Genomic DNA, 11,463 nt, shown 5'->3' with positions numbered 1-11,463 from the left:
TTCTCATCGTCCACTCCTCCGTGGCTACGATGAACAACAAACACTCTCTTAGCAAATAACCCTATTTGGACCCATAGGCGCTGACGTCAGACACAATTCTGACTTCTCTCAAACTACCAAATGGAAGCAAATTTTCCTTGGAAAATTGGCCTTTTTGTCAAGAAGCATACGCTGTGCAGTATCGCGAAGCCGTAAAACATTCGGCCTGCATTGGTCTTTTCGTGCGCGTTATTCAGCAGCGATCTTCAGTGTTGCAATCAGGTGATGGAACTTCTCGCCCTGCACGGCAACGTGCTGGCGGGTGACTTTTGCCGCCATTTCCGGATCACCATTGGCAAGTGCTTCGAGAATGCTTTCGTGTTCGGACATGGATTGCCGCAGCCGCCCCCTCAGTCGCAGTTGTAGCCGCCGAAAGGGTTTCAGCCGCCGATGTAGTCGTTTCGCTTCGGCCTCCAGAAAACTGTTGCCGGACTGCGCGTAGATGATGTGATGAAAGCGTTCATTCTCGCGGTAGTAGCTGTCGGCGTCCTGATCCTGCATCGCCTTCATGCATTTTTCGTTGGCGTCGTTCAGGTCGCCCAGTGCCGCATCAGTCATGCGCATTGCGGCAAAACGGGCGCTCGCGGCTTCGAGTTCCGCCATGACTTCGAACATTTCGATCAGTTCGATGGCGCCGGGCTGGCGCACAAAGGCCCCGCGTCGCGGGATCTGTTCGACAAGCCCCGCCTGTGTGAGCCGTTGCAGCGCCTCGCGGATCGGTGTGCGCGAGACCGAAAACCGCTGTGCCAGCTGCACCTCATCAAGGCGGTCGTTGTTGGCGAATCTGCCATCCAGAATCATATCTTCCAGTTCGTCGGCGATGGTGTCTGCATGCCGGTTTGCCATTGTCCGTGCTCCCTCGCGGCGATGACGGTTTGCTGTTTGACTCCATAAATAATACAGGTTTGAACGTCTTGTATACAAAAAACTTGACTATGCATTACGTCGGGTGAATTAATATCGCATCGGTGCTTGATGAGTGCCACCAAGGGAGGAACTACCATGAAGACCGCTTTTAAAGCGACAATTGCGGCTGTCGCCATGATGGCCGTGTCCGCAACATCATTGCAGGCACAGGAATTGCGCCTGTCCCATCAATGGTCTGATAATGACGTGCGCCACAAGGTCGCCCAGATCGTCGCGGACGAGGTTGCGACGGCCGACGTCGGGCTTGAAATCCGCATTTTCCCGACGCAATCCCTGTTCAAAGCACGCGAGCAGTACACGCCGCTGTCGCGCGGTCAGCTTGATATGACGGTGCTGCCATTGTCCTATGCGGGCGGTCTGCAGCCTGCCTATAACCTGACGCTAATGCCCGGTCTGGTGAAGAACCACGACCACGCCGCACGCCTGAACGAAAGCCCGTTCATGGAAGCCATCGAGGAAAAGATGGCCGACGATGATGTGATGGTGCTTGTCCATGGCTATCTTGCTGGGGGCTTTGCGGGCAAAGAGACTTGCATCACCTCGCCTGACGATATGGCGGGCCTGCAGACCCGTGCCGCCGGGCGCGCGTTTGAGCAGATGCTGGCCGGGGCGGGTGCATCCATCGCGTCCATGGCATCGTCAGAAATCTACAACGCCATGCAGACCGGTGTTCTGGATGCGGCGAATACCTCATCCTCGTCTTTCGTCAGCTACCGGATTTATGAGCAGGTGTCCTGCTACACACCAGCGGGCGATTACGCTCTGTGGTTCATGTATCAGCCCCTGCTGATCAACAAATCGACGTTTGACGGTCTGACCGAAGAACAGCAACAGGCGCTGCTGGACGGGGCTGCCAAGGCTGAAGAATTCTATCTTGAAGAGGCCAAGAAAGAAGATGCGGCCAGCCGGGATGTATTTGCGCAAGCGGGTGTTGAGATCGCTGAGATGTCCGAAGAAGACTTCAACGCCTGGCGCGCATTGGCGCAAGAGACATCCTACAAGGCGTTTATCGAGGACACACCGGGTGGTCAGGAATTGCTTGATTTGGCCCTTTCGGTGGAGTGATCCAATCAAGGGCGGCGATTGTGCCGCCCTGTTTTCTACATAAAATCAGGAGGCTGCGGTGGCGGGCAACCCAGGCATCACTGTCGCGCAGACTGGTGGGAACCCTTTCCTGCGGTTTGTGGCGGCGATATCGACCTTGGCGGGATGGACATCCGCGGCGATGATCGTCGCTGCTGTCGCCATCACCTGCCAGATGATTTTCATCCGCTTTGTTTTGAACGGATCGACCATCTGGCAGACCGAGGCGGTGATCTACCTTGTCATCGCGGCTACCCTTTTGGGCCTGCCTTACGTGCAGCGTCTGCGCGGGCATGTGAATGTCGATCTTGTCCCAATTTGGCTGGCGCCGAAGGCGCGGTTTGGTCTGTTCATCATCACGATGTCAATGTCGATCGTGATTGTGGGTGTGATGCTCTACTATGGCTATGAATACTGGCACTTTGCCTGGGAACGGAACTGGCGCTCTGACACGGTGTGGGGGGTACGGCTATGGATCCCTTATCTGGCGTTGCCTGTGGGATTTGCCCTTTTGATGCTGCAACTGATCGCTGATCTGGTCGCAGTGATCCTGCGTATCGAAGATCCATTCGGCCTTGGCGAAAATGATGGGTTGGAATCCCGCACTTCGGGGGAACTCTGATGGATCCGCTGCTGCTTGGCGCGCTGGTTGCCGTATTCACGATCTTCATTCTGTTTTCAGGGATTTCAGTGGCGCTCGGGCTGCTTGTCGTCTCGGCTGGTTTCCTGATCATCTTCGACGGCATGCGGTCGCTGGAACTGATGCCCGAAATCCTGTTTGGCAAGCTGAACAACTTTGCCCTGCTTTCGATCCCGATGTTCATCATTATGGGGGCGTCAATTGCGTCGACACGCGCGGGCGCGGATCTTTACGAGGCGTTGGAACGATGGCTAACCCGCGTGCCGGGTGGGCTTGTGATTTCCAACCTTGGTGCCTGCGCGCTTTTCTCGGCCATGTCGGGGTCAAGCCCCGCAACCTGTGCGGCCATCGGCAAGATGGGTATCCCCGAAATGCGCAAGCGCGGCTATCCGGATGGTGTTGCCGCGGGCTCTATCGCGGCGGGTGGCACGCTGGGTATTCTGATCCCGCCGTCGGTCACCATGATCGTCTACGGCATTGCGACTGAAACCTCGATCGGGCGGTTGTTTCTTGCCGGTGTCTTTCCTGGCCTGATGCTGGTCGGTCTGTTCATGGCGTGGTCGCTTTATTCGACATGGCGGTCCGGCAATATGGAGGTGCTGTCATCTGTCAGCTATTCCTGGCGCGAAAAGTTCGAGATCCTGCCGCGTGTTCTGCCATTCCTGGCCATCATTATCGGGGTGCTTTACGCGATGTATGGCGGTATCGCGACACCGTCCGAGACTGCGGCGGTCGGTGCCCTGCTTTGCCTTGTCATCGCGATGGTGATCTACAAGCTGTGGAACCCGGCTGATCTGTGGGTGGTCCTGCGCGACAGCACCAAGGAATCGGTGATGATCCTGTTCATCATCGCGGCGGCAGGCGTTTTCAGCTACATGCTGTCGTCCCTTTTCATCACGCAATCCATCGCCGCATGGATCGGCACGCTGGATGTGAACCCTTGGGTGCTGATGGGGGCGGTGAACATCTTTTTGCTGATCGCCGGGTTCTTTCTGCCGCCGGTGGCGGTGATCCTGATGGCGGCACCGATCCTGCTGCCGATTATCACCACCGCAGGGTTTGATCCGATCTGGTTTGCCGTGATCCTCACGATCAACATGGAAATCGGGCTGATCTCGCCACCTGTTGGGCTAAACCTGTATGTCATCAACGGCATCGCGCCCGACATCAAACTGAAGACCATCCTGATGGGGTCGCTGCCGTATGTCGCCTGCATGGTCGTTGCGATCATCCTGCTGTGCATCTTTCCCGGTATTGCCACATGGCTTCCAAACGCGGTGATGGGGACAGCGGTATGACACTGCTGGCTGATCTTCTTTCCACCGTTTTTGAAAGGCGCCAGCGGCTGGGCCGGGCCGGGCATCGCGATGATCGACCGATCGAGGCGTTGACGGCCGACCTGATCGGCGCGGCGGGCGAGGTTTCCGGAACGACGGTCGCGCAAAATCTTCTGAACCGTTATGCCGAAATGGATGATGCCACGAAGCTGGCGTTTTTTCACCATCTTGCGCGGGATATGAACATCGATGCGGCGCGGGTGCGTCAGGCGTTAGATGCCTATGAGACGGCGCATACCAAACCCACCTATCGCGCCTTCATGCAGGCCGCAGAGCCGCCGCGACAAGAGTTGATCCGCCGGCTCAATCAGGTGCCGGGGGCCACCGGTGCGCTGGTGTCCATGCGCGCCGATCTTTTGCGCCTTGGCCGCGACATCGACACGCTGCAGGCGCTCGACATCGATTTTCGCCATCTTTTCGCAAGCTGGTTCAACCGTGGTTTTCTGGTGCTGCGCCGGATCAATTGGGAAAGCCCGGCACAGATCCTGGACAAGATCATCGCCTATGAAGCGGTCCATCAGATCGACAGTTGGGACGATCTGCGCAGGCGCGTCGAACCGTCCGACCGACGCTGCTTTGCCTTTTTTCACCCTGCCATGCCAGATGAGCCGCTGATCTTTGTCGAGGTTGCGCTGACCCAGGGCGTGCCGGGGTCGGTGCAGGGTGTGCTGGCCGAAAACCGTGAGATGATCGCAGCCGAGGCCGCAGATACGGCCGTGTTCTATTCGATCTCGAACTGTCAGGCCGGGCTGGCGAGCATTTCGTTCGGCAACTCGCTGATCAAACAGGTGGCCGCCGACCTTGCGATTGAAATGCCGGGGCTGAAGACATTCGTGACATTATCGCCCATTCCGGGCCTGGCTGATTGGCTGGCCGAAACAGATGACACTGTCAAGCCGGAGGAGGACGACCGCATTCGTAGCCTTGCCGCGCATTATCTGCTGGATGTCAAACGACGCGATGGTCTGCCGCGCGACCCTGTGGCCCGCTTTCACCTAGGCAACGGCGCGCTGATCCATCAGGTCAGTGCAAATGCCGATCTGTCGGAAAAGGGGCTCGCCCAATCGCGTGGCGCCATGGTCAATTACCTTTACGACCTCGCAAAGGTGTCGCAGAACCATGAACGCTTTGCGGTCGATCATCAGATCGCCGCCTCGGCTGAAGTACGTGCGCTAGCTGCTGCGGCACGCAAAGCTGCAGCCTGATGAAACGACACGCGATATGACAAACCCACTCTACGACGCACTTTTTGGCATCCATGCGGGAAAGGCGACGCCCTTTCTTCATTTGGCTGACGGTGAGATCATCACCCATGACGGATTTCTTCGCCATGCGGCGCGTATCGCGCATGTGCTGACCAAGGCAGGCCTGCAACCCGGTGATCGCCTTGCCGCACAGATCGCCAAGTCGCCCGAGGCGCTAGCGCTTTATGCTGCTTGCACACAGGCCGGGCTGGTGTTCCTGCCGCTCAACACCGCCTACACCGTCGATGAACTGACCTATTTCATTGAAAACAGCGGTGCGCGGATGGTGATCTGTGACAGCGAGGGGGCGGATGGGCTTCGAACCGTCGCCGACAGGCTGGGTGCGCAGCTGCTGACACTGAACGGCGATGGCACTGGAAGCCTGATGGACGGGGCCCAAGGGCAGTCTGAGACCTACCCGACCGTGGCGCGCGCTGCGGATGATCTGGCCGCGTTTCTTTACACATCCGGGACAACTGGCCGATCAAAAGGCGCGATGCTGACACAGACCAACCTACTCTCCAACGCGCGCACCCTGGCAGAGCACTGGCGTTTCGACGCTGACGACATTTTGCTGCATGCATTGCCGATCTTTCACACGCATGGGCTTTTCGTGGCGACGAACGTGACCCTGATCGCGGGCGGCGCGATGATCTTTCTGCCAAAATTCGACATTGATCTGATGATCGAAAAACTGCCTCTGGCGACGGTGATGATGGGCGTGCCGACCTTTTATACCCGCCTTCTGGATGACGACCGGTTCACCGGCAATCTGGTGCGCGACATGCGGCTGTTCATTTCCGGCTCTGCCCCGCTTTTGGCCGAAACGCATATCCAGTTCGAGGCGCGCACGGGTCATCGTATTCTTGAGCGGTATGGCATGACCGAAACCAATATGAACACGTCCAACCCCTATGATGGCGAACGCCGGGCGGGCACGGTCGGCTTTCCACTGCCGGGTGTAGACCTGAAAGTGTGTGATCCCAAGACCGGCGCCGAGTTGCCGCAAGGCGAGGTTGGCGTGATCGAGGTACGCGGGCCGAATGTGTTCAAAGGCTACTGGCAGATGCCCGAAAAGACCGCGGAAGAACTGCGACCGGATGGTTTTTTCATCACGGGCGACCTGGGGCGGATTGATGAAGACGGTTATGTCCATATCGTGGGACGTGACAAGGATCTGATCATCTCGGGGGGTTACAACATCTACCCCAAGGAAATCGAACTGGTGCTCGATGCGCAGCCCGGCGTGCTTGAAAGTGCCGTAATCGGTATTCCTCATGCGGATTTCGGCGAAACGGTTCTGGGCCTTTTGGTGCCGGAACCGGGTGCAACCCCTGATACAGATGCTATCGCTGACGCCGTGCGCGACACGCTCGCCCGGTTCAAGCATCCGCGCAAGCTGTTGGTAATTGATGAACTGCCCCGCAACACGATGGGAAAGGTGCAGAAGAACGCGCTGCGCAAGCGCTATTGCGAATTGTTCTCTGCAATCTAATCTATTACAAGGATCAGTGTCGTGGATGAGCCTTTACGAGGCATATCCGGCAAACCACATGACACGAGGTTTTGGGGAAGATGAGTGATGTTGCCCCTGGTCCGGGCCGTCTAGGTGTAGAATATGTTCCTGTTTCTTTCTGGTGATTTGGTTGCGGTCAAGACCGGCTGAGCGGAGCCTTTGCGGAGCTCAAGGGCGATCTTCCAAGCATCAGGATCAGCACGCGTCGCCTGATGCGGGTGACTGATGCCTCAGAGGTCAGTTTGGAGGACTCCGAGAATGGAGCGAAGGTGTGGACTGTGCCATGCGAGCACATCAAATACCCTTACGATCGCGTTGCCTTTGAAAATCGGCGACGTGATGGCTTAGCTACTTTGGAAAACGGCCTTCCAGCATGGCCGGTTGCTGAAGAAAATGGGATAGCCTTCCAAACCTTTAAGCAACGCCTCAAACGAGGTTGGTCGGGTGAAAGATTAGCAACTGAGCGGGTGCGCGAAATAGCGCATAGCCCGGATGATGAATCGGTAGTAATCGCGCTGGAAAATGGGTTGTCCGTGCGGGCATATCGCAGCCGTGTGCAGGCTGGTTGTCCAGAAGCTATCGCCGCAACAATGGGGCTAAGTTGGCGGAAATGGTGAGACATGCCTCTTTGAGGCAGGGCCGGCCGACTCCGGACCTTCATCTTGCAGTCAAGCGCTGCGGCGCAGCTTCACCAGACCGGACTTTCGCTGCAGGCGCATGATTTAAGTGCCGTCCAACTGACAGTGTGCGGACATAGCAGCCGCCGGCCACCGGGCAAAAAAGCTTCCTTATTGACTGATGGCGGACGGCCTGTTCCAATATTTAGAGCACGTGGTCGTTCGGCAACCTGCGAAACGCGTGTCAGGGCGTCTCGACAACTGCCTCTGATCTCATATTGCGACGCACTTTGCACCCGCTTCAATAGAAGGCATGCTGCAACACAAGACTCCGAAATCGCGATGGGCAGGGATTGATGGTCGATGGCATAGATCTCGTAATTCAAGACGGTCAGGTGGTTACGCCCCACGGCGTTGTCCATGGTGATGTGGCGATTTCCAACGGCAAAGTCGTCTCCTTGGGTGTACCCGTCGTAGGCGCAAAGGCGCGTATTTCGGCGAAGGGAAAATGGGTGATGCCCGGCGGCGTGGATCCGCATGCCCACATCGAACAAATGTCGGGCATGGGACAGTGGAATGCCGACACGTTTGAAACTGCGACAAAATCGGCAGCGATGGGTGGCACAACCAGTGTCATCTCATTCGCCGCGCAAGCCAACGGACAAACGCTCTCCGAAACCGTGGCCGACTATGCGGCGCGCGCCTCCAGAGGCGCTATGATCGATTATGCATTTCACATCACTCTGACGGACACCGATGTTGCAGGATTTGATAGCGATCTTGCCGCACTGATACGTGCCGGCCACAGGTCTCTGAAAGTGTTCACGACATATAACATCCAACTCAGCGACGCGCAGTTGTTGCGGATTTTTCAAAGCGCGCGGCAAAGTGGCGCTTTGGTATGCGTCCATGCCGAAAATGACGCGATCATCACTAATGCGAGAGAAGATCTCATCAATGCTGGCCATGTCACCCCTCGGGACCATGCCAGGTCTCGGCCCCGTATGGCGGAGACCGAAGCAGTCGAGCGCATCTGCCGGTTTGCGGAATACGCAGATCAGCCCGTGATGCTGTTTCACATCTCGACCCGCGAAGGAGCGGCCGCAATCAAGGCCGCGCAGGCGCGTGGCGCTCCGGTCTGGGCGGAAACCTGTCCACATTACCTTTTCATGACGGAAGCCGTTCTGGACAAGCCTGGGCTGGAGGGCGCCAAATGGATGTGTTCGCCCCCGCAACGGACCGAACAGGATCAGGAAGCGTTGTGGACAGCACTGCTGAACGGAACGCTCAGCCTCATCTCGTCGGATCACGCGCCCTATCGCTTTGATGACACGGGCAAACTGTCGGCTGGCCGAAACCCTGGCTTCCACCAGATTGCAAATGGTCTGCCGGGACTGGAAACTCGGTTGCCGCTTCTTTTCAACGCGATGGTCACAGAGGGCCGCGGCGGACCCGAAGCCTTTGTCGAACTGACGTCACACGCGCCAGCAAGGATTTACGGGCTGCCGCACAAGGGCGCGATCGCTGAAGGAATGGATGCGGATATTGTCATTTGGGACCCAGGGAAAACAGTGGCCTACGGCGCCGACGATCTGCATGACAATGTCGGGTACAACCCGTGGGAGGGATATCAGGTGACGGGCTGGCCGGAACGCGTCATCCTCCGAGGGCGGACTATAGTGGAAAATGGCGAATTCCTGGGCGAGCCAGGACACAGCATGTGGATCAGCCGACCGAAATTGGCCACAAAACCAAGGGGGCATGCCAGTTGAGCTCAAGCGAGATACGCCGCCCAGAAACAAGCAATGAACTGGCGATCACGTTTCTCTATTATCGGGATCTGCCGAAGGCCACGCAGTTTTACGAGAATGTCCTCGGACTGCCGTTGGCAATCGATCAGGGGTGGTGCAAGATCTATCGGATTTGCCCAGGTGCTCATGTCGGCCTTGTGGACGAGACGAAGGGCATGAATAAATGGTCAGCAACCAAACCAGTACAGCTATGCATCCGCGTTCCCGAGGTGGATGATTGGTACGCCTACGCACAGACCAAGGAACTGGACACCTTGTCTCCACTATTCGAGAACGATGAAATCGGCATCCGAGCTTTCGTCTTCAACGATCCCGAGGGCTATCAGATCGAGATCCAATCCGCGACACGGCCGGACGCATGAACTCACTGATTGTCATCAATCCAAACTCATCGCAGCACGTGACAGGCGGCATCGACGCAGCCGTTGACCCTCTGCGCAGCTTCGGAATTCCCATCCGCTGCCTCACCTTATCTGAGGGACCACCGGGTATAGAAACTCAGCGACAGGCTGATCTGACAATTGCGCCGATGCTGGAACTAGCGGCAGCTCAGAACGATGCTGCAGGATATGTGATCGCCTGCTTTGGCGATCCGGGCCTGCACGCCTTGCGCGACCTGACGTCGAGGCCTGTTGTCGGGATCCAGGAAGCATCCGTCATGACGGCCCTGACATTGGGTGACAGGTTTGGCGTGATTGCTATACTGTCTGCCTCCGTTCCACGTCACTTGCGCGCCTTTGGCGCCATGGGGGTGCTAGATCGTTTGGCGGGCGACCGTGCCGTTGGTCTGGGCGTTGCGGACTTGTCCGACGGTGCAAAAAGCCTTGATGCGATGATCGCGACCGGGAGACGACTACGCGACGAAGATGGCGCCGATGTTCTGATAATGGGCTGTGCCGGCATGGCCCGCTATCGCGACCCGTTGCAGGAGGCGACCGGCCTACCGGTTGTTGAGCCTACCCAGGCGGCGGTGAGCATGGCATTGGGGCAAATCCGCCTCACACTGTCTCACAAAGTGCAAAGAGCCGATCATGCTTAATGAAACCACTCAAGGCGTTTTTACCATTGCCGCAACGCCGTTCCTGCCTGATGGCGCGCTTGATTTTGACAGCATTGATCGCTTGGTCGACGCATACATTGAAAAAGGCGCGGATGGTCTCACGATTTTAGGCATGATGGGTGAGGCCGGAAAGCTTACGGTTGCGGAATCAGTGTCGGTTGTTCGGCGCGTCATTTCACGCAGCGCGGTTCCCGTGATTGTCGGGGTTTCCGCGCCAGGATTTTCGGCAATGACGGCGCTCAGTAATGAAGCCATAGATGCCGGCTCAACGGGTGTCATGGTCGCTCCGCCCATGGGTCTGCAAACCGATGCTCAGATTGTCGGTTATTTTCACAATACCGCAGAAGCGTTGGGCAACATTCCCTTCGTTTTGCAGGATTTCCCACTTGCCACTGGTGTGCAAATCTCACCCTCGGTTGTCCTTAAGATCGTCGAAGACTGCCCGACATGCGTGGTGCTCAAACACGAAGATTGGCCGGGCCTTGAAAAGATCACGGCGCTGCGCAAGGCGTCCGATACCGGATCGCGCCGCATATCCATCTTGTGCGGAAATGGCGGGATGTACCTGCTCGAAGAATTGCTGCGCGGGGCAGATGGCGCGATGACCGGGTTTGGATACCCCGAGATGATGCGGCAGGTTCTGGACGCCTTTCAGGCCGGAGACCTAGAGCGCGCACGGGATATCTTCGACGCCTATATGCCAATGATCCGTTACGAGGCGCAGCCCGGTATGGGGCTGGCGATCCGAAAGCATTCGCTTGTCCGGCAGGGTATCATTCGACACTCAACGCTACGCAAACCCGGAGCTGGGTTGACAGCGGAGACGATCGCAGAAATCGATGCACTCGCGGTGCGGCAAACCAGGCGTTTGAGCGATTTGGGTTTGTAGCCACGACGTTGGAACGGCCGTCTGCATGAGACGCCGAGCTGCAATTTGCCGAACGCTCAGGAAGGTCGGCTCTCGGCCGAACTTGGATACGGCGCGGAGGCTGCGGCAGTTTAGAGAGTGATAAAGCCGCTCGCGGCCCAAACCGGCCATCAATCCCTGAGGCCGTCCCAGCAGCTTAGCTTTCCGGAAGCGGCCATTGGTTGGACTGGCCTGCTGCCGGTTTCGTGGACACCGAGATAAGGTGTTTATGAAACTGGAGAATCTACATGACGAGAAGAGTGTTCAGCCGCGAGTTCAAGC

At 57.4% G+C, this 11,463-nt stretch carries 11 protein-coding genes; 10 read left to right on the top strand and 1 reads right to left on the bottom strand.

The window, feature by feature from the left end; genetic code table 11:
* Positions 1-228 precede the first annotated feature (228 nt).
* Positions 229-885: a GntR family transcriptional regulator gene (locus tag ACFWW4_RS22595; protein ID WP_393926790.1), complete on the bottom strand. Its 657-nt coding sequence runs from the start codon at positions 883-885 to the stop codon at positions 229-231.
* Between the two features lie 156 nt (positions 886-1,041).
* Here ACFWW4_RS22595 and dctP point away from each other — a divergent pair, with 156 nt between their 5' ends.
* The 10 genes from dctP (at position 1,042) to ACFWW4_RS22545 (ending at position 11,163) form a co-directional block, all read left to right on the top strand.
* Complete coding sequence (gene dctP, locus ACFWW4_RS22590; RefSeq protein WP_411892895.1) at positions 1,042-2,031, top strand: TRAP transporter substrate-binding protein DctP; 990 nt, start codon at positions 1,042-1,044, stop codon at positions 2,029-2,031.
* A gap of 58 nt (positions 2,032-2,089) precedes the next feature.
* Positions 2,090-2,671 (top strand): TRAP transporter small permease, encoded by a 582-nt coding sequence (locus ACFWW4_RS22585; protein ID WP_411892894.1) that lies wholly within the window; start codon positions 2,090-2,092, stop codon positions 2,669-2,671.
* A complete protein-coding gene (locus tag ACFWW4_RS22580; protein WP_411892893.1) occupies positions 2,671-3,987 on the top strand; it encodes a TRAP transporter large permease in 1,317 nt (438 codons plus the stop codon). The genes ACFWW4_RS22585 and ACFWW4_RS22580 overlap by 1 nt, the downstream gene beginning before the upstream one ends.
* Positions 3,984-5,231 (top strand): malonyl-CoA decarboxylase, encoded by a 1,248-nt coding sequence (locus tag ACFWW4_RS22575; protein WP_411892896.1) that lies wholly within the window; start codon positions 3,984-3,986, stop codon positions 5,229-5,231. Before ACFWW4_RS22580 ends, ACFWW4_RS22575 begins: the two co-directional genes overlap by 4 nt.
* Before the next feature lie 16 nt (positions 5,232-5,247).
* Positions 5,248-6,765 carry a malonate--CoA ligase gene (locus ACFWW4_RS22570; protein ID WP_411892892.1) on the top strand — a complete coding sequence of 506 codons (1,518 nt, stop codon included), beginning with the start codon at positions 5,248-5,250 and terminating at the stop codon, positions 6,763-6,765.
* Positions 6,766-6,998: 233 nt separating this feature from the next.
* On the top strand, positions 6,999-7,403 hold the full coding sequence (locus ACFWW4_RS22565; protein WP_411892891.1) for a hypothetical protein: 405 nt from the start codon (positions 6,999-7,001) through the stop codon (positions 7,401-7,403).
* A gap of 356 nt (positions 7,404-7,759) precedes the next feature.
* Complete coding sequence (gene hydA, locus ACFWW4_RS22560; RefSeq protein ID WP_411892890.1) at positions 7,760-9,175, top strand: dihydropyrimidinase; 1,416 nt, start codon at positions 7,760-7,762, stop codon at positions 9,173-9,175.
* Positions 9,172-9,576, top strand: a complete 405-nt coding sequence (locus ACFWW4_RS22555; RefSeq protein ID WP_411892889.1) for a VOC family protein — start codon at positions 9,172-9,174, stop codon at positions 9,574-9,576. Before hydA ends, ACFWW4_RS22555 begins: the two co-directional genes overlap by 4 nt.
* Entirely contained in the window at positions 9,573-10,253 is a 681-nt protein-coding gene (locus ACFWW4_RS22550; RefSeq protein WP_411892888.1) for an aspartate/glutamate racemase family protein, read from the top strand. Before ACFWW4_RS22555 ends, ACFWW4_RS22550 begins: the two co-directional genes overlap by 4 nt.
* Positions 10,246-11,163, top strand: coding sequence for a dihydrodipicolinate synthase family protein (locus ACFWW4_RS22545; RefSeq protein WP_411892887.1), 918 nt, complete (start codon positions 10,246-10,248; stop codon positions 11,161-11,163). Before ACFWW4_RS22550 ends, ACFWW4_RS22545 begins: the two co-directional genes overlap by 8 nt.
* Positions 11,164-11,463 lie beyond the last annotated feature (300 nt).

This window comes from Yoonia sp. SDW83-1, assembly GCF_046762885.1.
Taxonomy (GTDB): Bacteria; Pseudomonadota; Alphaproteobacteria; order Rhodobacterales; family Rhodobacteraceae; genus Yoonia.
The sequence above is the reverse complement of the archived record's forward strand: the minus strand, read 5'-3'. Positions and strand labels throughout refer to the sequence as shown.